Origin of the sequence: Bradyrhizobium sp. 139 (assembly GCF_023074175.1) — a bacterium.
In the GTDB taxonomy this organism is placed as follows: domain Bacteria; phylum Pseudomonadota; class Alphaproteobacteria; order Rhizobiales; family Xanthobacteraceae; genus Bradyrhizobium.
Window position 1 is genome coordinate 69,044 of record NZ_JADPKS010000074.1, and the last position, 26,387, is coordinate 95,430.

Here is a 26,387-nt window from a genome sequence, read left to right on the forward strand (position 1 = left end):
CGCCCGCGACGGGGTGAAAGAGATGAGTTTCAGCGCTCATCAGAGCGCCGGAGGATGCGGTGTCCGTCGGGATTTGTCAAAGCGTTGCTTCGCCGTCTCCCGCCACCGCTGAAAGATCACGTACAGCAGCGGCACCAGGAAAATGCCGATCGAGCTTGCCGCAAGCATCCCGCCGAACACCGCGGTGCCGACCGCACGGCGGCTTGTTTCGGCTGCTCCCGTGGCGACAACCAGCGGCACCAGGCCGAGAATGAATGCGATCGAGGTCATCATCACGGCTCGGAACCGCATTTGTGATCCCAGCACAGCCGCATCTTCCACCGATCGACCGGCTTCGTGCTGCTCCTTTGCGAATTCCACGATCAGGATTCCGTTCTTGGCAGCGAGCGCGATCAGCACGACGAGCCCGATCTGGCCGTAGAGGTCGAGATTGAGCCCGGCGATCTTGATCGCCGCATAGGAGCCAAGAACACCCACCACGACGGCCAGCAAGACGGGGACAGGAATGGTCCAGCTCTCATAGAGCGCCACCAGGAAGAGATATGCGAACAGCACCGCCAGTCCGAGGATGATGCCAGTTTGGCCCGACGCCGCCTGCTCCTGATAAGCGGTGCCGGTCCATTCGAAGGAATAGCCCGCCGGCAGCGTGGATTTGGAGATTTCCGCCATCGCGGCAATCGCCGTGCCCGAGGACACGCCGGCCGCAGGTCCCCCATTGATGGTGACCGAGCGGTAGTTGTTGTAACGCGTGATCACCTGCGGCCCGGTCACGATCCTGATGTTCGCGATGGAGCGAATTGGCACCATTTCGCCAGTGCTGTTGCGAACGTAGATCTGCCAGATGTCTGGAATGTCACCGCGATTGGCCGCTTCGCCCTGCACATTGACTTGCCAGGTGCGGCCAAACAGGTTGAAATTGTTGACATAGAAGCCGCCGAGGGTCGCCTGCAACGCCGTGAACACGTCACTCATGTTGAGGCCGAGTGCCTGGGCTTTCGCACGGTCGATGTCGAGATAGATCGAGGGGTTGGTCGCGGTGAAGGTCGAGAACACGCGCGTCAGCCGCGGATCGCGGTTCGCCACGCTGATCAAGCCACTCACCACGCTGCCGACCGCCGCAGGATCCTGTCCCTCGAGCGCCTCGAGCTGATATTCGAACCCGCCTGAGGTCGACAGACCGATAATCGGCGGCAGATTGAATGGCAGAACGCTGGCCTGGCGGATTTGCGCGCCGGCGCTAAACGCCTGCCGGATCGTCGCCTGAACCGAATCCGAGGCTGCCGCGCGATCAGCAAATGGCTTCATTCGCGCGACGATGAACGCCGAATTCGGCTGGTTACCGCCATCGAGTAGCGAAAAGCCGACGATCGAGAGCACGTGTTCGATTGCGGGAATCTGCTTGAGCAGCGTCTCGACCTGCTTGGTCACTTCGCTGGTGCGCGCGACCGAGGCTGCGTCGGGCAGTTGTACCGAAACGAAGAACGCGCCCTGGTCCTCTTCGGGCAGGAACCCGGTCGGCGTGATGCGCGACACGCCAAAAATGCCGCCCGCGAACACCAGCACCGCGACAAGCGACAATACCGCCACGCGCAACAGGCGGCGCACGATGCCGGCATAGCCGTCGCGAACCCAGTCGATTCCGCCGAGCACGCGCGCCATGATGCCGCGCCGCGGCCCGCTATGGCGCAGGAACACCGCACAGAGCGCCGGCGACAACGTGAGCGCATTCAGCGCCGAGATCACCATCGCCGCGCTGATCGTAACCGCGAACTGGCGAAACAACGTTCCCGAGATCCCCGGGATGAACGCGATCGGCACGAACACCGACAACAGCACCAGCGAGATCGCAATGATCGGCGCGGTGATCTGCGCCATCGCTTTTTTCGTCGCCTCGGCGGGCGAAAGATCCGGCTCCTCCTCCATCACGCGTTCGACATTCTCGACAACGACGATCGCATCATCAACCACGATGCCGATAGCGAGCACCATCGCGAGCAGGGAGACCGTGTTGGCGGAGTAGCCGAGCGCCAGGAGGACCGCGAAGGCACCGATCAGGCTGACGGGAACCGCGACCGCCGGAATAACGGTCGCGCGCAAATTGCCGAGGAACAAGAAGACCACGAGCACGACGAGCAGGAAGGCCTCGCCTAGCGTCTTCAGCACTTCCTTGATGGTATCCGTGACAAAGGTCGTCGAATCGTATTGCACGAGATACGTCAACCCGGGCGGAAACCGCTCTGACAATCTGGCGAGCGTAGCCTGCACGGCTTTGGCCGTCGTCACCGCATTTGCGCCAGGGGCGAGATAGATGCCCATGGGTACGCCGGCCTGCCCGTCGATCCGAGACTCGCTGTCCATATTTTGCGCGCCGATCTCGACGCGGGCGACGTCCTTGATCCGCAATACCGAGCCGTCCGGATTGGCGCGCAGCAGGATATCGCCAAACTGCGTTGAGGTGGTCAGTCGACCTTGCGTCTGCACGTTGAACTGGAACTGCTGGTCGTCGCTGATCGGGCGGGCCCCGATGCGGCCGACCGGCGCCTGCACGCTCTGCGCGCGGATCGCCGCGATCACGTCCGACGGCGCCAGATTGAGGCTGGTGAGGCGCTGGGTATCGAACCAGATGCGCATCGAGTAGTTCAGCTTCGCGAACAGCGAAGCCTGGCCAACGCCGGGCGTGCGAGAAATCGCATCGAGGACGTTGATAATGGCGTAGTTGGTGATGAATAGCGGATCCTGCTCGCCGTTCTTGCTGTACAGCACGATGAACTGCAGCACCGCCGAGGATCGCTTCTGTACCGTCAGACCCTGCGCCTGTACTTCGGTCGGCAGTTGCGCGAGAGCGCTCTGCACGCGGTTATTGACATTCACCGTGTTGATGTCGGGATCGGTGCCAAGCGCAAACGAGACAGTCAGCGTATAGGTGCCGTCATTGCCGCTGGTCGACTTCATGTAGAGCATCTTGTCGACGCCGACGACCTGTGCCTCAAGCGGCTGGGCGACGCTTGATTCCACCACCTCGGCGGACGCGCCCGGAAAGTTGGCGCTGACCGTGACCTGCGGCGGCACGATGTCCGGGAACTGCGCCACCGGAATCTGCAAAAGCGCAAGCGCACCTGCGATTGTGATGACAATGGCGATCACAATGGCCAAACGTGGGCGATCCACGAAGACCGACGAAATCATGGAGCTGCGCCCGTCGGTTTCGGGCCGATCCCGCCGCCGCGTTTCTGGCTGCTGCCACTATCCGCGCTCGCGTTCATGCTCGACTGCAGCAGCGCGCTCGCAGTTCCCGGCGCCACCGATTGGCCGGGCCGGACCCGCTGCAGGCCCTCGACGATCACCTTTGCGCCTGGCGAAAGTCCGTTTGTCACAGATGCGACCGTCGGCGTTGATTGCCCAAGCTGAATTCGCTGCTGTTCGGCTTTGTTGTCAGCGCCGAGGACAAAAACATACTCACCTTGCTGATCCGAGAGCACGGCTGAGCGCGGGATCGCCACCACATCGACCGGCTCCACGCCTTCGAGCAGCACTGTGACGAATTCGCCGTCGGTCAGTTCGCGCACGGTCAGGCGGTCGCCCGACAGATGCGGCAAGGGCGGATTGGGAATCGTGCCCCGCAGCGTGATCGTGTCGGTGCTCTGCGCGATTGTGTTATTGACAAAGTTGAGCTTGCCTACCTGATCATACTGACGGCCGTCCGTTAGCCGAAGGCGGATAACGACTGCGTTGAAGCCGCCGCGTGGGGCGTAGCGTTCGCGCAGATCCAGCGCCTCGCGGACCGACACCGGAAAGGTGACATACATAGGGTCCTGACTCACGATGGTCGTGAGCACGCCAGAACTCGGGCTGACCACATTGCCCTCAGTGACTGCGGTGCGTCCAATCATACCGTCGATCGGCGAGCGAATTTCGGTGTAATCCAGATTGATCTGCGACAGGTCGACTTGCGCCTGCGCCGCCTGCACTTGTGCCTCCAGGCTCTGCTGGTTGGCGACTGCAGCATCATAGGTGGATTGTTGGCCGGCCGGTCCGCCCAGGAGCGTCCTTGCCCGCTCGGTTGTCAGCTTGGCGTTGACCAAAGTTGCCTGCAACTGCGCGACCTGCGCCTGCTTCGACTTGAGGTCGGCCTCAAAGGGACCGCGCTCGAGCTTGTAGAGCAGATCGCCGGTCTTGACCTCGGCACCTTCGACAAAATGGCGCTGCTCCAGAAAGGCGGTGACGCGCGCGACAACGCTGACGCGATTGGTTGCTTCGATGCGTCCCAGAAACTCGCTGGATTGAACGACGGGCCGCTTGACCGCTTCCATCACGCCGACGGCCGGAGGTCCTGCTGGCGCGACCTGGGCGTCAACGCTTGCGATCGTTCCAAAACCGATGGCCGCCAACATCACGGCGCCTATCAGCGTGCCGCTCGCTGCTTTTTCAGGCCGCATGTTCGTGTGCGCCTTCCACTTTTCGGGTCTCGATCTGCGGTCGTGGCGGTAGAATGCAATCATATCCATAGCAGGACCGTGGCAATACGTCGACGACGGGCTATTCGCTACACGCGGCGGTGATGCGCGAACGCCAGACGGTCTGCACTCGATGCAACCTCCTTAAGGGAACCAAGCCCCGGTCAGGTCCAGCCAACCGCCAACTCCACGTCTACCGTGCTACCCCGCGCCGGGGTGCGGCCCCTTTCAATTTGGGTCTTCTCATTTCTGAACAGTCGGGCGTCGCTGCCACGATGGAGCGGAACCGTTCCGGGCCCACGACAAAGAACATCCCCTGAGCTCAGTCGCCATTTTGAGCGGCGGGTCCGCTTCGGGATCACAAGCCGCCGATCAAAGGTCAAGCCCGGTGACTTCCGCTTGGCCGTGGAAAACCGACGTCTGTGGAGATGTGTCCTGATGAAGCCGGCGCGCGCCACGCCTGAGGCCGTCGAAGCTGCGCCGAGGGTGACATCATGCCGGTGTTTTGCCCGACGCGTCAAACGGATTTCGTAAAATCCGCAGATCATCGCACCGGCCGTCAAGCCATTGATTCCCTTAACGTCGGCTACTGTGCATGGGGTTGTTTTCGTGATTTTTGTTTGCTGCACTGAAAGCAGCACATCAGAGCAGCAGACGATAGACCTCACCGATCCGCGCCGCTTCAACATCAAGACTGAACTTCTCAAGCACCCGCACCCGTCCGCGCTCGCCCATTGTCGTTGCGGCGGCCACATCCCGCATCAGCGGCTCCAGCGCTGCCGCAAGCGCATCAGCATCACCCGTCGGGATCAGCACACCGCTCACCCCATCCTCGACCACGAGCTCGGCCGCACCGGCGCGCGCGGCGACGAGCGCGCTGCCGGCCGCCATTGCTTCGATCAGCGTGAGGCCAAAGCCTTCGTTGCGCGAGGTGAAGGCGTAGATCGTCAACCGCTGATACCAGCACTGCACCGCTTCGATCGGCAGCTCGCCGGTGATGACGATGCGCGATTGCAGGTTGGCTGCCTCGATCCGCTTCTTCAGGTCGTTGGCAAAGGGCATTTGCTCGGTTGTGATCTGGCCGACGATAATTGCGGTGAAATCCGGATAGCGTGGCAGCAATCGGCACATCGCATCGACGAACAGATCGGTCCCCTTCTGCGCGCGCACGCGGCCGAAGCAGCCGATGGCGTAGCGGCCCGGCAGCCCGGCTTCCGCAAAGGCCGCGGCGCGATCGAGCGGCGGTGCATAGACGTCGGTGTCGACGCCATGCGGGATCACCGTCGCCTTCACTTTCAGGAATGAGGCCGAGAGATATGATGTCGCGATGATCGCGTCCATCTGCCGGATCAGCCAGCGCGTGATCCAGCTATGGTGCCGCTGCGCTGCCGACGTGAACACGAGCTTGAGCGGCCAGCCGAGCGCGCGCAAGAGCACGCCCGCGATCATCTCGTTGTTGCGCCGCGCGTGCCAGATCAGCGGCGTCTTGCGGCGCCATAGCTTCAGGAGATCGGCACCGCTCAGCCGCGAAATCCCCTCCGGCGCGTCGGAGCCGAACCAGCCCGCGCGATATAGTTTGGCCAGCCGCGGCGCCACCATCCGGTTGGTCGCGGTGACCCCGGAATAGCGCCTGTGCAGATTTGGCACGATCACGTCGAGATCGCCCGGGGAATTCGCCACGTCATGCTCCGCTTCGTTGGCCCCCTATACGCAACATTAAGCATAGTGGCCAGTTCAGGGCCGCCGATACCCCCTCTTCACCACGCAGGCGTTAACTTGGAGCGTTGATCGAAGACGGATGAGATCATGACTGTGCTAGTCACCGGCGGCGCCGGTTATATCGGAAGTCACACGGTCCTGGCGCTGGCGGAAGCCGGCGAGGACGTCGTCGTGATCGACGATCTCTCGACCGGTTTCTCTGCCTACCTGCCGGAAGGCGTGCCGCTGTTCATTGGCGATGCCGGCGACGAGAACCTGCTCGAAGGCGTGATCGCCCAGCACAACATCGAGAGCATCATTCATTTCGCGGGCTCCGTCGTGGTGCCGGATTCGATGCGCGACCCGCTCGGCTACTACCGCAACAACTTCATGACCGCGCGCAATTTGCTCAACGTCGCAGTCAAGCGCGGCATTGGCCGCTTCATCTTCTCCTCGACCGCCGCCGTCTACGGCGATCCGGACCTGGTGCCGGTGCCCGAGCACGCGCCGACGCGGCCGCTGTCGCCCTACGGCTCGTCGAAGCTGATGACCGAGATCATGCTACACGACGTCGCCGCCGCCTACGGCATGCAATACGTGACCTTGCGCTATTTCAACGTTGCGGGTGCCGATCCGCAGGCCCGGATCGGCCTTGCCACCGTCGGCGCCACGCATCTGCTCAAGATCGCGGTCGAGGCCGCGACCGGCCAGCGCGCCAAGATCGACGTGTTCGGCACCGACTATCCAACCCAGGACGGCAGCTGCATCCGCGACTTCATCCACGTCACGGACCTGTCGCAGGCGCATCGCTCGGCGCTCGCCTATTTGCGCAATGGCGGCGCCTCGACAACACTCAATTGCGGCTATGGCCGCGGCTATTCGGTGCTGGAAACCATCGATGCCGTGCGCCGGGTCTCAGGGCGCAGCTTCGCCGTGCAATACGCGCCGCGCCGGCCCGGCGACATCATGACGATGGTCGCCGACACCAGCCGCATCCGCGGCCTGCTCGACTGGAAGCCGCAATACGACGATCTCGAGACCATTGCGGCCCACGCGCTGGCCTGGGAGGACAAGCTGTTCCGCGAGCGCCATGGCGAGCTCCGCCACGCCGTCTCGGCCTAGAATCCATCCCAGCGCAAGCCCTTAATTGGGCTTGAAAAGCGTAGCTTTAGCGGGCACAGAGGCCATTCGATCCCTGACGCGCGGGCAGGCTTTTTCCTGTGCCGTCAATGGACTGCGGATGGCCCAGTTTCCAAAGAAAATCACCGACGATCCCTATGCGGCAGCGGTCCTGATTCGCCGCCTCGTCACGGAACAGGGGGTCATCTACTGGCGGCGCTACCTCGTCGCCTTCGCGCTGATGGCGCTTGCCGCCGGATCGACCGCGGGCGCGACCTACGTGCTCGGTCAGGTCATCAATCAGGCCTATGTCGACAAGAACATCCCGGGCATCGCGATGTTCTCGGGCATCACGGTGATCCTGCTCTTCATCAAGGGCGTGGCGACTTACGGCCACATGGTGATCCTGACCAAGATCAGCAACGCGATCCTTGCCACCAACCAGCGGCAACTGTTCGCCAAGCTGATGCGCGAAAGCGTCGGCTTCTTCTCCCAGAGGCATTCGTCGGAATTTTTGGCGCGGCTGACGGCCGGCGCCAAATCGATCACCGACGTCCTCAACATGCTGGTCAACGCCGTCGGGCGCGACCTCATGATGCTGCTCGCCATGATTGGCGTGATGGTGTGGCAGGATCCGGTGATGTCGTTCATCGGCCTCGTCGTGGTGCCGCCGGCGATGCTGGTGCTGCGCAAGCTGGTCAAGCGCATCAAGGGTCTCGCCTTCAACCAGTTCACCGGCACCGCCGACATCATGGAAACGATGCAGGAATCGCTGCAAGGCATCCGCACGGTGAAGGCGTTCACGCTCGAAGAGACCATGCAGAAGCGCATCGACGAGAACATCGCGATCGTCGAGCGCAACGCCAACAAGATGGCCCGCGTCGCCAATCGATCCAATCCGCTGATGGAGATGCTCGGCGGCTTCGCGGTGGCCGGCTGCCTGCTCTATGGCGGCTACAGCGTGGTCGCGCTCAACGCCACGCCCGGCGCGTTCTTCTCCTTCATGACCGCCTTCCTGATGGCGACCGAACCGGCCAAGCGCCTGGCGCGGCTCAACATCGACCTGAACAGCCAGCTCGTCGGCGCACGCATGCTGCTCGAAGTCGTCGACAGCCCGGCGAGCGAGCATTCCGACGACGACAAGCCGGCGCTGAAACTGTCCGACGCCCGGATCGAGCTGCGTGACGTCAGCTTCTCTTACCGGACTGGCGAGACCGTGCTCAATCGCATGAGTTTTGTTGCCGAGCCCGGCAAGGTCACCGCGCTGGTCGGCCCCTCCGGCGGCGGCAAATCGACGGTGCTCTCACTGCTGTTGCGCTTCTACGAGGTGACGCAAGGCGCGATCGTGATCGACGGCCAGTCGATCGGTTCGATTTCGCGCAAATCGCTGCGCGCACAGACTGCCTATGTCGGCCAGGACGTCTACCTGTTTCGCGACACCATCCGCAGCAACATCGCCTTCGGCAGGCCCGGCGCGACCGAAGCGCAAATCATCGACGCCGCCAAAGCGGCCTGCGCGCATGATTTCATCATGAGCTTCCCGCTCGGCTACGACACGCCGGTCGGCGAGCACGGCACGCAGCTTTCGGGCGGCCAGCGCCAGCGCATCGCGGTCGCACGCGCGCTGATCAAGAACGCGCCGATCATCCTGCTGGATGAGGCCACCGCCGCGCTCGATTCAGAATCCGAGCGCCAGGTGCAGGAGGCGATCGAGCATCTCTGCCAGAACCGCACCACGATCGTGATCGCGCACCGCCTGCACACCATCATGCACGCCGATGCGATCCTGGTGGTCGAGGGCGGCGAGATCGTGGAGCAGGGCCGGCATGACGAGCTGCTCCGCCGCGGCGGGCGCTACGCCTCGTTCTTCCGCCTGCAGCATCACGACGCCGGCGCTCTGGCGCCGATCAGCGCAACCGCATAGAGTTTGTTTCACCTCAAGAGCAGCGAGACCGCTTCATGAACGCCGCCTCCTACGTCATCCCGCTTCCGCCCCAGGCTTCGCTTCCCGTCGTCAGCGAAAGCGGCCGTTATCCGGTGCGACGCATCTGGTGCGTCGGCCGCAACTATCTCGAGCACATCCGCGAGATGGGCAATGACGAGCGCGCGCCGCCGTTCTTCTTCGCCAAGCACGCCGACATGCTGGTGCCAGATGGCGCCGTCATTCCCTATCCGCCGCTGACCAAGGATCTGCATCACGAGGTCGAGCTGATCGTCGCGATGAAGAGCGGCGGGCTGAACATCCCCGCCGACAAGGCGCTCGACCATGTCTACGGCTACGCCGTCGGCATCGACCTGACCCGCCGCGACCTTCAGATCGCCTCGCGCAAGAAGGAGCGCCCGTGGGAGATCGGCAAGTCGTTCGATTATTCCGCGCCCTGCTCCGCAGTGCAGCCGGCTTCGAAGATCGGCCATCCCGCCAAGGGCAAGATCTGGCTCACGGTCAACGGCAAGGAAGCGCAGAAGGGCGACCTCACCGAGCTGATCTGGAACGTGCCGGAGATCATCTGGCAGCTCTCGCAGCAGGTGAAGCTCGCCGCCGGCGACATCATCATGACGGGCACGCCGGCCGGCGTGTCGCAGCTCCAGCCCGGCGACAAGCTCGAATGCGGCGTCGACGGCGTCGGCACGCTGAAGGTGAGCATCGGCCAGCCGGAGTAGGCTGCGCAGGCTCGCTTTGAAAATCTGGCCCCGAACACGTTCGGGGCCTTTTTCTATTCGAATCGCATCTACCAGGCCTTCACCGGCCGGTTGGCGTGGCTTGCCTGCGGCACACCGCGATTGAGCGACATGTGCGAATGCACGCATAGCCAGCCATCGGCACTCCTGGAAAACACCATTGTCGCGCGGCCGGGACGCGCAAATGCGCTGCCATCGGGATGATAGCCCGTGCTCGTCCACGGCGCGATCACCGTTGCCATCGTGCCATCGGAAGATGCCAGGATCGAGGTCTGCTCGAGCACGAAACGGAAGTCGGCCGTCTTCGGCCAGACGTTGTCCCATTGTGTCGAAACCCATTGATCGAGGCCGGGGATGACATCGTTATGCGTGCCGAAGGCAAGCACCTCGGGATGAAAGAGCGGCCGCGCCGAGGCGTAGTCAACCTCGCGGACATACCCCGCGAAGGTGTCCAGCCAGTCGTGGAAGAACTGTGCGATCCCGGTGTTCGCAACTGGCAACGGGGCCATTGCCTGCTCCATGCTTGGCTGATCGATCAAGGCAATCTTGTTGCCATGGGGCGAACCGTCCAGCAAGATATCTGCTTTGGGAGTACCGGTGGATATCGATCAACGAACCGGACTGATTTCATGGAGCCAGACTCATGAGACACCTTCTTCTGCTCGCGGCCGCACTTGTCGTCACGTCCAACACTGCCATCGCGCAGTCCGGCCAGCCCTATGCGGGCCTCGAGCAGCGCCCCATCAAGGCACTGTCTCACCAACAGGTCGACGATCTCCAGACCGGGCGCGGTATGGGCCTCGCGCTTGCCGCCGAACTCAACGGATATCCCGGCCCGAGCCACGTTCTCGAGCTCGGTGATCGCCTTGACTTGACCCGGGATCAACGCATCCAGATTCAGCGCCTTTTCGATGCCATGAAGCAAGAGACGGTCCCGCTGGGTAACAAGCTCGTCGAACAAGAGAGAGAATTGGACCATCTTTTCTCTGCCCGCGTCGTGACATCGGAGTCGCTCAAGACGACCATCGTTGCCATTTCCGAAACTCAGGCACAGCTCCGGGAAAGCCACCTCAAATATCATCTGTCGACTGCCGCCCTGCTCGATCAGACCCAAATGCAGCGATACGCGGAGCTGCGAGGTTACCAGCGCCCGGATAGTTCCGAAGGACACAAGCACCATCACTAATCGATGCTGACGGCTTGCGATGGCTCGGCTTCGGCCCGTTGCGACGTTCGAAGCCCAATCCGCAATGCCGATGCGCCGCCGCGGCGGATTGATCCACCTGACACGGCACACGCCAGACGCACCGCAACGCCGACATCATGATGAGGCCAAGCACCACCGCCTTCAGCGAGTATTTCAACGTGTAGTAGACGTTGCGATTCCACTCCTTGACCTTGCGGCTCGCAAGATGGATTTCGTAGAGCTTGCCGAACAGCTTGTTGAGCACACCGACATTCTCGCCGTCGACGTTCTGGGTCGCCGAGGCCTTGACGATGTGATGGCTGACCCAGCGGTTGATCGCGGACATGAAGCCGTATTTCATCGGGCGCCCGACGTCGCAGAACAGGATGGTACGGTTGACGTCGGTCGCATTCTCGGCGCTGTGGATAAAGGTCTCGTCGAACATGAAGGCCTCGCCGTCCAGACGCACTCAACGCCGTCGACCAGGATGCGGCACTTGTTCGAGTTCGGCGTGACGAGGCCGAGGTTGTAGCGTAGCGAGCCGGCGAAGGGATCGCGGTGGGCGCCGAGTTTGCCGCCCGGTGGCAGCATCGCGAACTTCGCGCCGTGCACGCTCGGAATCGAGTTGAGCAGTTCCACCGTCTTCGGGCACAGCGCGCGCGCCGAGGGCAGGAAATCGTCGTACCATTTCAGGTAAAAGCGCTTCCAGCCGCCCTTGAAGAACGAGTAGAAACCCCAGTCATTGTTCTTTGCTGCTGCGCGAATGAAGCCTTCGTTGAACAGGCGAACGGCCTCGTCGCGGATGGTCTCCCAGTTCTCGCTGAGCGGCTTGAGCTCGGGAAACTGCTCGACCGAATGATCGCCGAGCTGGCGCGCGAGACGCAGCCGCTGCTTGCCCCGGAAGTGAATGTAAATCGTCGAGGCGGCAAGGATATAAAGAATGACCAGTTGCGGTGCAAAAAGCTGTTTCAGCATCTCCCCGGTCCCCAGTGATCCAACCGGGGACGTGATCTAGACGCGGCCCAAGCGACAAGATATTCGCCGGTGGGTTGCAATCACTCTGGGGAGAGCGCAGCGGCAGAACCGGCGCGGGAAACTGGCCGAGCCGAGTCACGCCCGCGACAGCGCCTGGAGGCCCTTGAAGGTGAGGCGCTTGGGGTCGGTCACACCGGCGAGATAGAGCCGGCGGATGAAGGCGATGACGGCGTCGCGGTCGCAGTCGGTCAGCGCGACGACGGCGTCGACAGCGATCTTCTGGGCTTCCATTGGGCTCACCTCGACCTTGCGAGTAACCCCGGCCGAGACAGGCTAGGACTGATCCGTTAAATCGGCGTTAACCGTTCGGGCAGCATGGCCCGATTCAGCCGGGCGGCCGAATACGCAAAACAACGCATTGGCGACGGTGCGATCAGGAATACTGCATCACGCCGTCGTCGATCCGGCCGAAGCGCAAGGCGACGATGTCGAGGGCGTAGTTCTGGTACAGCCGCCAGGGCTGCTTCGAGCCCTGCTTCGGCATCTTGGCGACCGAACGCTGTACATAGCCCGAGCTGAAGTCGAGCGACGGCTGCGCGGTGATGGCGGGATCGTCATTGTGCGGCACGCACTGGCGGAAATTGTGCCGGTCCATGTAGTTGATGAGCCGGCAGACATATTCGCAGGTGAGGTCGCATTTCAGTGTCCACGACGCGTTGGTGTAGCCGAAGGCCGAAGCCATGTTCGGAACGTCCGCATACATCATGCCCTTGTAGGTCAGGGTGCTCGCAAAATCGACGGCGCGGCCGTCGACGCTGATCTCGAGACCGCCGACGACCTGGAGCACCAGCCCTGTCGCCGTGACGATGATGTCGGCCGCAAGCTCGCTGCCGTCCTTCAGGCGGATGCCGCCTGGGGTAAACGTGTCGATCTCGCTGGTGACCACGGAGGCGCGCTGCTCGCGGATCGCCTTGAACAGGTCGCCGTCCGGCACGAGGCAGAGCCGCTGGTCCCAGGGATTGTAGCGCGGCGTGAAATGGGTCGCGACATCGTAGTCCGGGCCGAGCGCCATCCGCACGCCCTTGAGGACGAGCTCTTTCACTTTCGCAGGGCGGCGGCGGCTGAGCTGGAAAAAGAACATTCCCCACATCACGTTGCGCCAGCGGATGACATGATAGGCAAGTCGCGTCGGCAGGTTGCGGCGCAGTTTGTTGGCGACGGGATCCTGCGCCGGACGCGATACCACGTAAGTCGGTGAGCGCTGGAGCATGGTGACCTGCGCCGCCTTCTTGGCGAGCTCAGGCACCAGCGTCACTGCGGTAGCGCCCGAGCCGATCACCACGACGCGCTTGCCTGAATAGTCGATGTCCTCGGTCCATTTCTGCGGATGTACGATGCGGCCGGCGAAATCAGCCGCGCCCTTGAACTCTGGCGTGTAGCCCGCCTCGTATTTGTAGTAGCCCGAGCACATGAACAGGAAATTGCAGGTGAATCGCACAAGCTCGGTTGCGCCCTCACCTGTCGTGCGCTCGCCTTCTACAGTCCAGCGTGCGTCAGACGTCGACCACGCCGCGCGCTTGACGCGATGTCGGAAGCGGATGTGCTTCTCGATGCCGTTCTCGGCCGCGGTCTCGCGCACATAGTTCAGGATCTGCGGCCCGTCGGCGATCGCCCTCGGATCGGTCCACGGCTTGAACGAATAGCCAAGCGTGAACATGTCACTGTCGGAGCGGACGCCGGGATAGCGAAACAGGTCCCAGGTACCGCCGATGCAGTCACGGCCCTCAAGGACGACGTAGCTCTTGCCCGGACACCTGGTCTGAAGATGATAGCCCGCGCCGATGCCGGACAGGCCGGCGCCGACGATCAGCACATCGAAATGGTCTTGGGCCATGGTTTCCTCCGCCGGGCGCGGATTGTCTGACCGGCGATGCCGTTCGTCAACTGGCAATCACCCGCTGACACAACCGCAAGGAGACGCGCGATGCGACCTTAAAAAACAACGAAGCCCCGGATCGCTCCGGGGCTTCGCATCGATGGTAGGTCGAATTCGCGGCTCAGTACCGATAGTGATCGCTCTTGTACGGACCTTCCTGCTTGACGCCGATGTAGTCGGCCTGATCCTTGCGCAGCTCGGTGAGCTTGACGCCGATCTTGGCGAGGTGCAGGCGCGCGACCTTCTCGTCGAGAGTCTTCGGCAGCACGTAGACTTCCTTCTTGTACTTGCCGTCCTTGTTGTTCGCGAACAGCTCGATCTGCGCCAGCGTCTGGTTGGTGAAGGACGCCGACATCACGAAGGACGGATGGCCCATCGCGTTGCCGAGGTTCACGAGACGGCCCTCCGACAGCATGATGATGCGGTGCTTGTCGGGGAATTCGATCTCGTCGACCTGCGGCTTGATGTTGGTCCACTTCAGGTTACGCAGACCGGCGATCTGGATCTCGTTGTCGAAGTGGCCGATGTTGCAGACGATGGCGCGATCCTTCATTGCGCGCATGTGTTCGATCGTGATGATGTCCTTGTTGCCGGTCGCGGTGACGAAGATGTCGGCGCGCGGGGCGGCGTCTTCCATCGTCACGACCTCGTAGCCTTCCATCGCGGCCTGGAGCGCGCAGATCGGATCGACTTCGGAGACCATCACGCGGCAGCCGGCCTGGCGCAGCGACGCGGCCGAACCCTTGCCGACGTCGCCGAAGCCCGCGACCATCGCGACCTTGCCCGACATCATCACGTCGGTGCCGCGGCGAATGCCGTCGACCAGCGATTCACGGCAGCCATAGAGATTGTCGAACTTCGACTTGGTGACGCTGTCGTTGACGTTGATCGCGGGCCACAGCAGCGTGCCGGCCTTCTGCATGTCATAGAGACGATGCACGCCCGTGGTGGTCTCTTCGGAGACGCCCTTGATGCTCTTGGCGATCTCGGCGAAGTAGCCCTTCGGCTTTTCCTTGAGCTGCTTCTTCAGAAGCGCGAAGAAGACTTCCTCTTCCTCGGAGCCGGGCTTGTCGAGGAACGCGGTGTCGCCGTTCTCGGCGCGCAGACCGAGATGGACGTACATGGTGGCGTCGCCGCCGTCATCGAGGATCATGTTCGGGTGACCGCCGCCGTGCCAGTCGAACAGCTTGGCGGTGTAGTCCCAGTACTCGGCCAGCGTCTCGCCCTTGACGGCAAAGACGGGAATGCCGGCTGCCGCGATCGCGGCGGCGGCGTGATCCTGCGTCGAATAGATGTTGCAGGAGACCCAGCGGATGTCTGCGCCGAGTGCTGCCAGCGTCTCGATCAGCACACCGGTCTGGATCGTCATGTGCAGCGAGCCGGCGATGCGCGCGCCCTTCAAGGGTTGTTTGGGGCCGTATTCCTCGCGCGTCGCCATCAGGCCGGGCATCTCGGTCTCGGCGAGCGAGAGTTCCTTGCGGCCAAAATCGGCGAGCGAAATGTCCTTGACGATGTAATCGGTGAAGCCGGGCTTCGCGTTCATTGCGAGTGTCCTGTTGTTGAACGGGCGTTCCGGGACACCTCGAAGAGGCACCCCGGAATCCCGACGTGAGGATTTAAGGATCCGGGTTCGCGCGCGAACCCGGACTGACGCGCAGAAATCAGAGCGCGCGCTTGAGCGGCTCGACGAGGTCGGTCTTCTCCCAGGAGAAGCCGCCCTCGTTGTCGGGCGTGCGGCCGAAATGACCATAGGCCGAGGTGCGCGCGTAGATCGGGCGGTTGAGGTCGAGATGGCTGCGGATGCCGCGCGGGGTAAGGTCCATCGCCTTCGCGGCGGCTTTCTCGAGTTGGTCCTCCGACACCTTACCGGTGCCGTGGGTGTCGATGTAGATCGACAGCGGACGCGCGACGCCGATAGCGTAGGCGAGTTGGAGCGTGCAGCGGTCGGCGAGTCCGGCCGCGACGATGTTCTTGGCGACGTAGCGCGCGGCATAGGCCGCCGAACGATCGACCTTGGTCGGATCCTTGCCGGAGAACGCGCCGCCGCCATGCGGGGCCGCGCCGCCATAGGTGTCGACGATGATCTTGCGGCCGGTCAGACCGGTGTCACCATCAGGACCGCCGATGTAGAACTTGCCGGTCGGGTTGATGTGCCAGATCGTCTTCGGGGTGATCCAATCCTTCGGCAGCGCCTCGCGCACATAGGGCTCGACGATGTCGCGAATCTGCTTCGACGAAATGTCCTCGACCAGGTGCTGGTGCGACACGACGATCTCGCGCACGCCGACCGGCTTGCCGTTCTCATACTGCACGGTGACCTGGCTCTTGGAGTCGGGACCCAGGACCTTCTCGCGGCCGGAGTGGCGCGCTTCGGAGATGAGGCGGAGGATCTTGTGGGCGTAGAAGATCGGCGCCGGCATCAGATCGGGCGTCTCGTTGGTGGCATAGCCGAACATGATACCCTGGTCGCCCGCGCCCTCTTCCTTGACCTCGCCCGGCTGCAGCGCATCGACGCCCTGCGCGATGTCGGCCGACTGCGGATGCAGGAGGATCTCGACGTCGCAGGTTTTCCAGTGAAAGCCGTCCTGCTCGTAGCCGATGTCCTTGATCGCGCCCCGAACGACGCCCTCGATCTGCTCGTTGGTGACGGACGCCGGACCGCGGGTTTCGCCGGCGATCACGACCTTGTTGGTGGTCGCGAGCGTCTCGCAGGCCGCACGGATAGCCCAAGGATCGATGCCGGCTTTGGGCCCTTCGCGGTAGAACAGATCGACGATTTCATCGGAGATCCGGTCGCAGACCTTGTCGGGATGTCCTTCGGACACGGATTCGCTGGTGAAGAGATAGGACGCGCGCATCAGTAACCCCTTGTTCCGCCGCTAAGCTGGCGGGCGTTTGCGATGTTTACTTTCGGATTATGTCAGTCACGCCGGCGCGAGATGACGTAGGATTCATCGAGAAACCAGAGCCCGTTGTACTTTCGCAGCACATCCCTGGCCGCATCCAGAGTACGGCCGTTCTGAGTCATTTCTGTCAAACGATCGTCCTCGATCTGAGCGACATACACCGCCGCATTCCACGCTGCAAAGGCCGTCGAGGTTCCAATGGTACCTGTTACCTCGTTGGGCAGCGCTTCCATATCATACCTGAAGATCGAACGGTTATCCGCGTACGCATTAAAATTTAGGTCCCGGCCCAACGATCCGAGCTCGTACTTAACGGCGCGCAATAGCTCATGACGGCTGACCGCGAAAGGATTTTCTCCCGGCCAGATCGCCTGGATCATTTCCATGCCCGGATCCTGGCCATGGGAGTGGATTCCAATCAGCCGCCCCCCGGGCCGAAGCGCCCGCGCTAGCGGCGCAATGATCCGCTTTGCCCGGAAATTGACCGAGGACAGGGCGCGATAGGGCTGGGATGCAATGACCAGATCAAAATTGGCCTCGGTCTGGCCTGGCCGCGGGATGGTCGAATCCAGCAGGAACCTGTGATCCTCGCGATAGAGCACGAGAACGACGGGCCGCTCATAGAGTGGCATGGCCGTGCGTGGGCTGATCGCGGCACGCCAGTTCTGTTCCAGGAACGGCCTCAGTTCGGCGATCTGCTGCTCGAACTCTCCCGACGAGGCGCCCCGTAGCGGAACCTCGTGCCAGACGGTGGCAGCCGCCGCTGCAGGCGATGCCGGCGTGAGCCAGGGCGCCTCCGAGTAGAACATGTTGGTAAAGACGAACACTGACGCAGGGTGCTCGAAAATGCGATCGGGCACCTTGTCCAGCGTCAGCCTGAGGTCCTCGAGACTGAGTTCCTTGCCAGCCACATAGAACGGCATGTGCGGAAAGCGCTGATGCGTTGCGCGAAGCACCCGTGCCAGCACCGTGCCGTCGCCGACGCCCGCGTCGAATATGCGCAGTGCCGGTGGACGCGGATGGATGGCGGCAAGCTCCAGCGCCACCCTGTCTGCGACGACCCGCTTCTCGCTGCAGGTATGGACGAACAGCAGGTATTTCTGCCGGTTTTCGAAAAAGCGAAAGTTGCCGCGCGGATCGCGCTTTTCCGGGGGTACCTGAAGCCCCCGCGGCGGCGGCAGCCCGCCGGTCGTGGACGCCGCGATATAGGCCTGGATCCGGTCCAACGTGTCGATGGTGATGCGCTTTCCCTCGCGCAGGCGATGCACCAGTTTCCCATCGTTCACCGCACGCCGGCCAAACGTCGATTCCGCCATGTCCGCCTTGCGGCAGAACTCGGTGATTTCGCTCAGGATTTCGTCGTTTTTCATCGGTGGGTATGCGGTGGGCAGAAATGTTGGGCTCCGCCTCCTAGCAAAATCTGCCCACTGAGGGAATAGGGATCGAAGGCGGCTGGGTTCACCATGTGTGCGGACACGATCATGTCCGGCCTCGACGATCAGGTCCGCATCAACATTTTGATGTTCGATGCCTGCCGCAACGATGCGATGCCGCCAGGTACCAACCGCGGCATCGAGAGCGCTTCGGCCTCGCAGCGCCAACGAGCCTGGTGCCGTGGTCGAACTCGTCGCTCCCGGATGAGGTCTATCTGGCGGAGAAGTAGGGAGCGCCGCCTCAAGGCTCGCCACACGCTCAGCTGTCATCGCCCGGCTCGACCGGGCGATCCAGGATTCCAGAGACAGCGAGAGGTATGGAGGAGCCGCAGCGTACTTGGATTCCCGCTTTCGCGGGGAATGACACCGAACTAGCGGAGACTTACTGGCCCCACACTTCCTTCGCGATCTCCACCGCGAGACTCAGCTTGGCCCACTGCTCTTCTTCGGAGAGGATGTTGCCCTCTTCCGTCGAAGCAAAGCCGCATTGCGGGGACAGCGCGAGCTGCTCCAGGGGTACGAACTTGGCGGCTTCTTCCAGGCGGCGCTTGATGTCTTCCTTCTTCTCGAGCTCACCGAACTTCGACGTGATGACGCCGACTACGACGACTTTGTTGCCCTTGGGCAGGAAGCGCAGCGGCTCGAAGCCGCCGGCGCGGTCGCTGTCGTATTCGAGGAAGTAGCCGTCGTAGTTGGTGCCCGCGAGCATGGTCTCGGCGACCGGCTCGTAACCGCCCGAGGAGATCCAGGTCGAGCGGAAATTGCCGCGGCAGACATGCGTCGTCACCACCATGTCGGCGGGCTTCTCCGCCAGCGCGTAGTTGATAACGCGCGCATAGATCTGCTGGAGGCCGTCCGGATTGTCGCCACGCTCGCGCGCTTTCTGAAGCTCTTCCTGCGAGCAGAGGTAGGCCCAGACGGTGTCGTCGAACTGGAGATAGCGACAGCCGGCGTCATAGAACGCCTTCACCGCCTTGCGGTAGGTCTTGCCGAGATCCTCATAGAAGGCGTCGAGATCGGGATAGACGTCCTTGGAGATCGCCTTGCGGCCGCCGCGGAAGTGCAGCACCGCCGGCGACGGGATCGTCATCTTGGCGGTGACGTGGGCCTGGTCGGTATACTTTTTCAGGAAGCGGAAGTGGTCCAGCATCGGATGGTCGTCGGGGAAGTCGAGCTTGCCGATCACGCGCACCGCATCGTGACGGGTCTGCACACCCGCGAATTGGATGCCGGTGTCGGGGTGAAACAGCTCGCAGCCGGTGAGCTTGGCCAGGAAATCGAAATGCCACCAGGAGCGGCGGAATTCGCCGTCGGTCGCAAGCTTCAGGCCGACCGAGGCCTGCTTGTGCACGACCTTCTCGATCTCCATGTCCTCGATCTTGCGCAGATCGTCGGCCGAGATCTCGTTCTTCTCGAGCTTTGCGCGGGCTTCCTTGATCTTGGCGGGGCGCAGGAGGCTGCCGACCTCGTCGGCGCGGAAGGGGGCTCTGGTTCGCTGCATTTCTGACTCCCAAGGATTCTTAGTGGGCCGCCGCCCCTGCGACGCCGAGATGGCGCTCGAGGACCGACGGGTCGGCCTTCAGCGCGGCGCTCGGGGCGTCGTGGACGATCGTTCCGCGCTCCAATATCACAACGCGGTCGGCCAGCCCCAGAATCTTTTGGGCATTCTGCTCGACGATGATCGAGCAGATGCCGCCCGCCCGGGTGATGGCGCCGACCGCCTTCAAGAGCTCCTCGACGATGATGGGGGCGAGGCCCTCGGTCGGCTCGTCCAGCAGCAGGACTTTCGGGTTGAGGGTGAGCGCGCGCCCGATCGCCAGCATCTGCTGCTCGCCGCCGGAGAGCTGGTTGCCAAAATTGCTCCGCCGCTCCTTCAGCCGCGGGAACATCTCGTAGACCCTCTCGACCGTCCAGGGACCAGCTTGCGCCACTGCGGTCATGTTCTCTTCCACCGTGAGGGAACGGAAGATATTGCGCTCCTGCGGCACCCAGCCGATTCCGGCGCGCGCCCGCTGGTCGGGCCGCAAGGACGTAACATCGGTGCCGGCGAGCCCGACGGTGCCGGAGAAGCGGCGGGTAACACCGACGATGGAATTGATCAGCGTGGTCTTGCCGGTGCCGTTACGCCCCAACAGCGCCAGCACCTGCCCTTCGGCGAGGCGCAGGCTCATGTTCGGCAGCACCACCGCCTCGCCATAGCCGGCGCGTAAGGCTTCGATCGCGAGCAGGTCAGACATTGACCGCCTCCTCGCCGAGATAGACCGCCTTGACCTGCGGGTCGCGCGCGACCTGCTCGGGCGGACCTTCGGTGAGCAGCGCGCCCGAGACCAGCACCGAGATGCGGTCGGCAAAGGAGAACACGAGGTCCATGTCATGCTCGATCAGCAGCACGGTGACGTCGCGCGGCAACGCGCCGACGACGGCGAGAATGTCGTGGCGCTCGCTTTCGGGCACGCCGGCGGCAGGCTCGTCGAGCAGCAGCACGCGCGGCTTGGCGGCGATCGCGACCGCGATCTCGAGCAGGCGCTGCTTACCATAGGGAAGCGTCACGGTCTGTTCGTTCATGACGTCGAGCAGATGGAAGCGCCGCAGGAGATCGGCGATCTCGCCATTGACGTCACTGCGTGTTCCCATCCGCCGCCACCAGTCGCCGCCATGGCCGAGGCGCTCCGAAACGGCGAGGCCGATGGTTTCGAGCGGAGTCAGATCGGGATAGAGCTGGTTGATCTGGAAGGTGCGGGAGAGACCACGCAGCACACGCTTGTGCACGGCAAGGTCGGTAATGTCCTGGCCTTCGAGCAGGATACGGCCCGAGTTCGGCTTCAGCACGCCGGTGAGCTGATTGATGACCGTGGTCTTGCCGGCGCCGTTCGGGCCGATCAGCGCATGGCGAGCGCCCTGTTCGATCTTCAGCGACAAATCGCGGGTGACGCGCAGGCCGCCGAACTGCTTTTCGAGATTCCGGGTTTCGAGCGCGATGGTCATGCGTCGCTCTCCGGCACGGCGACGACGGCTTTGCGGCCGGCCACCTGCTTGATGACCACGTTCGGCACGTAGAGCGCCCAGCGATGCAGGCGCTGGCGGCCGATCAGCACGATCACGACCAGCACGAGGCCGATCCAGAACTGCCAGTATTGCGGGGTGATAGTGGAGAACAATTCCTGGAGCATCCGGAACAGCACCGCGCCGATCAGGCCGCCGTAGAGATAGCCAGTGCCGCCGATGACGAGCACCAGCATCAAATCGGCCGAACGCTCGAAGGCGAACACGTCGAGGGAGGCGATTGCCGTGGTCTGAGTGAACAGCGCCCCGGCGGTGCCGGCATAGAACGCCGCGAGCGTGTAGATCGCGATCAGGCGACGGTTGACGGGGATGCCGACGGCGGCAGCGCGCAGCGGATTGTTCTTGATCGCGCGCAGCGACAAGCCAAACGGCGAGTGCACGACGCGGCGGGCAAACAGGAACAACAGGAACAGCACGGCCAGCGAGTAGAAGAAGCCGGTCTTGCCGAACATGTCGAACGGGATCTCGCCGAAGATCGGCTGCATCTCGATGCCCTGAAGGCCGTCGGTGCCGCCGGTGATGTTGGAAAACCGTTCGGCAAGCGCCTCCAGCAGCAGCGCGATGCCGAGCGTGACCATCAGCCGGGTGAGATCGACGCCGCGGATCACCAGGAAGCTGGTGGCAAAACCCAGCACCATCGCGGCGAGCCCGGCAACGATCAGCGCGAGCACCGGTTCTTTGACAATGCCGTGAAGCGCAAGAAGCCCCGCGGCATAGGCGCCAACGCCGAAGAAGGCGGCATGGCCGAGCGAGACGATGCCGGCATAGCCGAGGATGAGATCGAGCGACATCGCAAACAGCGCGAGCCGCAGGATGTCGGTCATAATCAGGTAGCGCGTGGGAAATGCAAAGCCGCAGGCCAGCACGATGAGCCAGAAGGCGACTTCGCCGTAGTGCCAGCGCGCCTTTCGCTGGGCATGATAACCGACGTCGAAAGAGGCATTCATCGGCGAACTCAACGCGCGGCCGTGCGGCCGAACAGGCCGTTCGGGCGCCAGATCAGGATCACGATCATCATGGTGTAGATCACGAAGGGGCCCATTTTCGGCACGTAATATTTGCCGGCGACGTCACCAATGCCGAGCAGGAGCGAGGCCAGGAACGGCCCGGTGATCGAGGACGAACCGCCGACGGTGACCACGATCAGGAAGTAGATCATGAACTTCAGCGGGAAGTACGGATCGAGGCCGAGGATCTCGGCGCTCAGCGCGCCGCCGAGACCAGCGAGCCCGCATCCAAATGCAAATGTGAAGGCGAACACTTGTGGCACGTTGATGCCGAGGCCGCTCGCGGCACGGGGATCATCGACCGCGGCGCGCAGGCGGCTGCCGAAACGGGTCTTGGCCAGCACCATCTGGAGAGCGATGGTGAGCAGGCCGCAGATCACGATGATCATCAGCCGGTAGCGGCCGATGCCGACGCCGAACAGGTCGAACTGGCCCTGGAGCGCCGCCGGCAGGTTGATGAACACCCGCGACGAGCCCTGGATGTAATCGACGGCCGCGACCGACATGAACGTCAATCCGATCGTGAACAGCACCTGGTCGAGATGGCTGCGCGCATAGAGGTGACGGTAGAGCGTGCGCTCGAGCGCAATGCCGATTGCGGCCGACGAGACAAAGGCGAGCGGCAGCGCGGCGAAGAACGGCCAGCCCATCCGGTTGACCAGGACCATGCAGACATAGCCGCCGGCCATGGCGAAGGCGCCGTGGGCCAGGTTGACGAAGTTCATCAGGCCGAGCGTAACCGCGAGCCCGCAGGCGAGCACGAACAGCAGCATGCCGTAAGCAACGCCATCGAACAGGTTGGTGAGGATCGAGGTCATCGTCTCAGCTTGGGGTTATCAGGTATGACCGGGCTTGTCCCGGCCATCCACGTTCTTGTTCGGCGCTCCCACGTGGATGCCCGGGTCAAGCCCGGGCATGACGCGGAAAGCGGGATGCGCGCTCGGGGATGACGCGCTTTCGCGCGTCACTTCTTGGTCTTGCCGAGATCCTTGACGGCTTCGAAGGTCGCGAACTCGACGTTGTAGAGCTCGCCGTCGACCTTCTCGACCTTGCGGATGTAGATGTTCTGCACGATGTCGCGGGTCTCGGGGTCGATCGCGATCGGGCCGCGCGGGCTCTCCCACTTCTGGCCCTTCATGGCCTCGACCAGCTTGGTGCCGTCGGTGTCGCCATTGGTCTTCTTCAGGGCTTCGTAGATGAGGTGGATGCCGTCATAGCCGCTCACGGCCATGAACCCCGGACGGTTACCGTAGGCCTTCTTGTAGGCCGCGACGAAATCCTTGTTCAGCTGCGAGGGGTGGGCCGCAGAGTAGAGGTGCGCGGTGACGGTGCCGAGCACGGCATCGCCCATGTTGTTGAGGAGGTCGTCGTCGGTAACGTCACCCGGTCCGATCACCTTGATGCCGGCCTTGTCGAGGCCGCGCTCGGCATATTGCTTCATGAAGTTGCCGCCCTGGCCCGCCGGCACGAACACGAAGATCGCGTCGGGCTTGGCGTCCTTCATCCGCTGCAGAAACGGCGCGAAGTCGGGGTTGGCCAGCGGGGTCTTGACCTCTTCGACCACCTCGCCGCCGCCGGCGACAAAATGCTCCTTGAAGAAGTTCAGCGCGTCATTGCCCGGCGCGTAGTCCGAAGTCAGCGTCGCGACCTTTTTGATGCCGTTCTTCACCGCCCAGTCGCCGATGATGGTCGAGGACTGCGCCAGCGTGAAGCTGGTGCGCACGATATAGGGCGAGCGCTCGGTGATGATCGAGGTGCCGGCCGCCATCACGACTTCCGGGATCTTGGCCTGCGTCGCGAGCGGCGCGGCCGCGAGAGCGGCCGGCGTGACGCCGAAGCCGGCGATGAAATTGACCTTGTCGTTGACGATCAGCTCCTGCGCGGCCGTCTTGGTCTTGTCCGGCACCGCCCCGTCGTCCTTGAGGATGATCTCGACCTTCTTGCCGGCGACAGTGTCGCCCTTCTGCTGCATATAGAGCTTGATCGCATTCTCGATCTGTTTGCCGGTCGAGGCCTGTCCGCCGGTCATCGGCAGGATCAGACCGATCTTGACGGTGTCCTCAGCCTTCGCCGGCGCGACGGCCGCGAGGCCGGCGATGGCGGCCAACGCGGCGGCCCGCGAAAACGTCTTGCGTTCGAACATCAGATGTCCCTCCCCTTCAATTCCTGACCCATTGTGCGCCGGACCGAGTGCCCGGTCCTTGGCTCAACCCTAGCTCACGCACGCGCGATGTCGCTCAACATGGCGTCTTTCGCGCCCTCATTGTCAATCGGACGTTTGGCGACCATTCCGCAAGCCGCGCGTTCCGATCGCCGACGACAGGGGAGCGATCTCGTGGTTACGTTGGGGTAACCCGAGCACTCAGATCCCGGGTCGCTCCATTTGTACGATTGTACAAACAAAATGGACCTGTCAACAAAAAAGCCCCCGCTGACCAAGTCAGTTTGTCGCGCGACGTTGCCGCAGTCTAGAAATGCGACTGGCCGCGTGGATGGAGAATTTCGTCCTTTTTTGCAGAATTCGGACACCGACGAGGCTTCGGTCCACCGCAAGTTGGTAGCTAACTACCTACCTCGAATAAGTCTATTTTACCTTGTTCAAGGCTACTCTCCCCGCGCCAGCCTGACTGGCGTCCAATCTGACTGAATTTGCGCGCGCACAATGCTCAAGCCTTTCCGCTCCGTCCTCACCCTCGTAGTGCTCGCCGCGGGGCTGTCCGGCTGCGGCACCGTCAACGAGAAGCTCTCGGCCGGAATGGGCGACTACGTTCCGCGATGGGCCGGCGGCCTGCCGTCCGATGCCCCGCCGCGGGCCGGCACGCCGCAATACGAGGCCTACATGAAGGAGCGCGAGCGCAAGCGCCTGCTGCCGGCGGCGGACCGCGAGAAGGAAGAGCAGGCGAAGGGCGCGGCGGGCTCGGCGTCCGAGAACGCGGCGCGATGAGGAGGCGAATGGCGAACAGGGAGTAGCGAATAAGGAGGCTACTTTTTTCTATTCGCTACTCGCCACCATTCGCTAATCCATGAACACCACGGTCTTGCGGCCGTTGAGGATGACGCGGTCGTCGAGATGGTAGCGGATTGCGCGCGCGAGCACGCGGCGCTCGATATCGCGGCCCTTGCGGACGAGATCTTCGGGCGTGTCGCGGTGGCTGATGCGCTCGACGTCCTGGTCGACGATCGGGCCTTCGTCGAGGTCGCGCGTGACGTAATGGGCGGTGGCGCCGATCAGCTTGACGCCGCGCTCATGGGCCTGGTGATAGGGCTTTGCGCCCTTGAAACCCGGCAGGAATGAGTGGTGGATGTTGATGCAGCGCCCCGAAAGTTTCCCCGAGAGATCGTCAGACAGTATCTGCATGTAACGGGCGAGCACGACGAGTTCAGTCCCGGTCTTGGCGACGAGATCCAGGATCTGCGCCTCCTGTTCGCGCTTGGTCTCCTTGGTGACAGGTAGATAATGGAACGGGATGCTGCCGAAATCGAGCCCGTCATAGACCTCGCGCGGGTGATTGGAGACGATCGCGGCAAGCATCATCGGCAGTTCGCCGGTGCGCCAGCGATAGAGGATGTCGACCAGGCAGTGGTCGGACTTCGACACCAGCAGCATCACCTTGCGATGCGCGGCGCGGTCGCGCATCTGCCACGCCATGCCGAAACGCTCGGCGATCGCGGCAAAGCCGGTCTGGAGCGCCGACAGTTCGACGGCGAGATCAGCGGCGGTGAACACCACCCGCATGAAGAACTTCTTGGTCTCGATGTCGTCGAACTGCTGGGCGTCGAGAATGTTCTGCCCGTTATGGGCCAGGAAGGTCGACACCGCCGAAACGATGCCGGGGCGATCCGGACAGGACAGGGTCAGGACATATTGATGATCGGGCATGGCTCTTGATGAAGGTTGTGCGAAGGCCGCGGAACTGCCCGCGATTTGCGC

General features: G+C 63.0%; 21 protein-coding genes and 2 pseudogenes. 5 read left to right on the top strand and 18 right to left on the bottom strand.

What is annotated here, in order from left to right; all coding sequences use genetic code 11:
* Nucleotides 1-39 precede the first annotated feature (39 nt).
* The 3 genes from IVA80_RS18200 to IVA80_RS18210 form a co-directional block, all read right to left on the bottom strand.
* Complete coding sequence (locus IVA80_RS18200) at nucleotides 40-3,186, bottom strand: multidrug efflux RND transporter permease subunit (RefSeq protein WP_247433023.1); 3,147 nt, start codon at nucleotides 3,184-3,186, stop codon at nucleotides 40-42.
* Nucleotides 3,183-4,391 (bottom strand): efflux RND transporter periplasmic adaptor subunit, encoded by a 1,209-nt coding sequence (locus tag IVA80_RS18205; RefSeq protein ID WP_247433120.1) that lies wholly within the window; start codon nucleotides 4,389-4,391, stop codon nucleotides 3,183-3,185. Before IVA80_RS18205 ends, IVA80_RS18200 begins: the two co-directional genes overlap by 4 nt.
* A 705-nt stretch (nucleotides 4,392-5,096) precedes the next feature.
* Nucleotides 5,097-6,134, bottom strand: coding sequence for a glycosyltransferase family 4 protein (locus tag IVA80_RS18210; protein WP_247433026.1), 1,038 nt, complete (start codon nucleotides 6,132-6,134; stop codon nucleotides 5,097-5,099).
* Nucleotides 6,135-6,260: 126 nt separating this feature from the next.
* Here IVA80_RS18210 and galE point away from each other — a divergent pair, with 126 nt between their 5' ends.
* From galE to IVA80_RS18225, 3 genes are all read left to right on the top strand, one after another.
* A complete protein-coding gene (gene galE / locus IVA80_RS18215) occupies nucleotides 6,261-7,274 on the top strand; it encodes a UDP-glucose 4-epimerase GalE (RefSeq protein WP_247433030.1) in 1,014 nt (337 codons plus the stop codon).
* 118 nt (nucleotides 7,275-7,392) lie between these two features.
* Nucleotides 7,393-9,195 (top strand): ABC transporter ATP-binding protein, encoded by a 1,803-nt coding sequence (locus IVA80_RS18220; RefSeq protein WP_247433033.1) that lies wholly within the window; start codon nucleotides 7,393-7,395, stop codon nucleotides 9,193-9,195.
* A 35-nt stretch (nucleotides 9,196-9,230) separates the two neighbouring features.
* Complete coding sequence (locus tag IVA80_RS18225) at nucleotides 9,231-9,932, top strand: fumarylacetoacetate hydrolase family protein (protein WP_247433035.1); 702 nt, start codon at nucleotides 9,231-9,233, stop codon at nucleotides 9,930-9,932.
* A gap of 68 nt (nucleotides 9,933-10,000) precedes the next feature.
* On the opposite strand, the gene IVA80_RS18230 is transcribed toward IVA80_RS18225, so the two are convergent.
* The 8 genes and pseudogenes from IVA80_RS18230 to IVA80_RS18265 form a co-directional block, all read right to left on the bottom strand.
* Complete coding sequence (locus IVA80_RS18230) at nucleotides 10,001-10,459, bottom strand: nuclear transport factor 2 family protein (protein WP_247433038.1); 459 nt, start codon at nucleotides 10,457-10,459, stop codon at nucleotides 10,001-10,003.
* Between the two features lie 26 nt (nucleotides 10,460-10,485).
* Nucleotides 10,486-11,031, bottom strand: coding sequence for a hypothetical protein (locus tag IVA80_RS18235; RefSeq protein ID WP_247433041.1), 546 nt, complete (start codon nucleotides 11,029-11,031; stop codon nucleotides 10,486-10,488).
* Between the two features lie 226 nt (nucleotides 11,032-11,257).
* A pseudogene (locus IVA80_RS18240) lies at nucleotides 11,258-12,111 on the bottom strand (aspartyl/asparaginyl beta-hydroxylase domain-containing protein); the annotation flags it as partial.
* Between the two features lie 135 nt (nucleotides 12,112-12,246).
* Nucleotides 12,247-12,402 (bottom strand): hypothetical protein, encoded by a 156-nt coding sequence (locus tag IVA80_RS18245; RefSeq protein WP_014493894.1) that lies wholly within the window; start codon nucleotides 12,400-12,402, stop codon nucleotides 12,247-12,249.
* A gap of 142 nt (nucleotides 12,403-12,544) precedes the next feature.
* A complete protein-coding gene (locus IVA80_RS18250) occupies nucleotides 12,545-14,005 on the bottom strand; it encodes an NAD(P)/FAD-dependent oxidoreductase (RefSeq protein ID WP_247433044.1) in 1,461 nt (486 codons plus the stop codon).
* Between the two features lie 163 nt (nucleotides 14,006-14,168).
* Nucleotides 14,169-15,590: an adenosylhomocysteinase gene (ahcY, locus tag IVA80_RS18255; RefSeq protein ID WP_027545108.1), complete on the bottom strand. Its 1,422-nt coding sequence runs from the start codon at nucleotides 15,588-15,590 to the stop codon at nucleotides 14,169-14,171.
* A 118-nt stretch (nucleotides 15,591-15,708) separates the two neighbouring features.
* Nucleotides 15,709-16,905, bottom strand: coding sequence for a methionine adenosyltransferase (gene metK, locus IVA80_RS18260; RefSeq protein WP_247433047.1), 1,197 nt, complete (start codon nucleotides 16,903-16,905; stop codon nucleotides 15,709-15,711).
* Nucleotides 16,906-16,967: 62 nt separating this feature from the next.
* Nucleotides 16,968-18,323 carry a hypothetical protein gene (locus IVA80_RS18265; RefSeq protein WP_247433050.1) on the bottom strand — a complete coding sequence of 452 codons (1,356 nt, stop codon included), beginning with the start codon at nucleotides 18,321-18,323 and terminating at the stop codon, nucleotides 16,968-16,970.
* A 102-nt stretch (nucleotides 18,324-18,425) separates the two neighbouring features.
* Here IVA80_RS18265 and IVA80_RS18270 point away from each other — a divergent pair.
* Nucleotides 18,426-18,616, top strand: a pseudogene (locus IVA80_RS18270) (hypothetical protein); the annotation flags it as partial.
* A 152-nt stretch (nucleotides 18,617-18,768) separates the two neighbouring features.
* Here the strand turns inward: IVA80_RS18270 and IVA80_RS18275 are convergent.
* From IVA80_RS18275 to IVA80_RS18300, 6 genes are all read right to left on the bottom strand, one after another.
* Entirely contained in the window at nucleotides 18,769-19,887 is a 1,119-nt protein-coding gene (locus IVA80_RS18275; RefSeq protein ID WP_247433053.1) for a cobalamin-independent methionine synthase II family protein, read from the bottom strand.
* 19 nt (nucleotides 19,888-19,906) lie between these two features.
* Nucleotides 19,907-20,623 (bottom strand): ABC transporter ATP-binding protein, encoded by a 717-nt coding sequence (locus IVA80_RS18280; RefSeq protein WP_247433056.1) that lies wholly within the window; start codon nucleotides 20,621-20,623, stop codon nucleotides 19,907-19,909.
* Nucleotides 20,616-21,371 (bottom strand): ABC transporter ATP-binding protein, encoded by a 756-nt coding sequence (locus IVA80_RS18285; protein ID WP_247433059.1) that lies wholly within the window; start codon nucleotides 21,369-21,371, stop codon nucleotides 20,616-20,618. The genes IVA80_RS18280 and IVA80_RS18285 overlap by 8 nt, the downstream gene beginning before the upstream one ends.
* Nucleotides 21,368-22,396, bottom strand: coding sequence for a branched-chain amino acid ABC transporter permease (locus IVA80_RS18290; RefSeq protein ID WP_247433062.1), 1,029 nt, complete (start codon nucleotides 22,394-22,396; stop codon nucleotides 21,368-21,370). The genes IVA80_RS18285 and IVA80_RS18290 overlap by 4 nt, the downstream gene beginning before the upstream one ends.
* Nucleotides 22,397-22,404: 8 nt before the next feature.
* Nucleotides 22,405-23,274 carry a branched-chain amino acid ABC transporter permease gene (locus IVA80_RS18295; protein WP_212250637.1) on the bottom strand — a complete coding sequence of 290 codons (870 nt, stop codon included), beginning with the start codon at nucleotides 23,272-23,274 and terminating at the stop codon, nucleotides 22,405-22,407.
* A gap of 146 nt (nucleotides 23,275-23,420) precedes the next feature.
* Nucleotides 23,421-24,599, bottom strand: a complete 1,179-nt coding sequence (locus IVA80_RS18300) for an ABC transporter substrate-binding protein (protein WP_247433065.1) — start codon at nucleotides 24,597-24,599, stop codon at nucleotides 23,421-23,423.
* Nucleotides 24,600-25,118: 519 nt separating this feature from the next.
* On the opposite strand from IVA80_RS18300, the gene IVA80_RS18305 reads away from it, so the two are divergent.
* Nucleotides 25,119-25,400: a hypothetical protein gene (locus tag IVA80_RS18305; protein ID WP_247433068.1), complete on the top strand. Its 282-nt coding sequence runs from the start codon at nucleotides 25,119-25,121 to the stop codon at nucleotides 25,398-25,400.
* A gap of 72 nt (nucleotides 25,401-25,472) precedes the next feature.
* On the opposite strand, the gene purU is transcribed toward IVA80_RS18305, so the two are convergent.
* Nucleotides 25,473-26,336 (bottom strand): formyltetrahydrofolate deformylase, encoded by an 864-nt coding sequence (purU, locus tag IVA80_RS18310; protein WP_247433071.1) that lies wholly within the window; start codon nucleotides 26,334-26,336, stop codon nucleotides 25,473-25,475.
* Nucleotides 26,337-26,387: the final 51 nt, after the last annotated feature.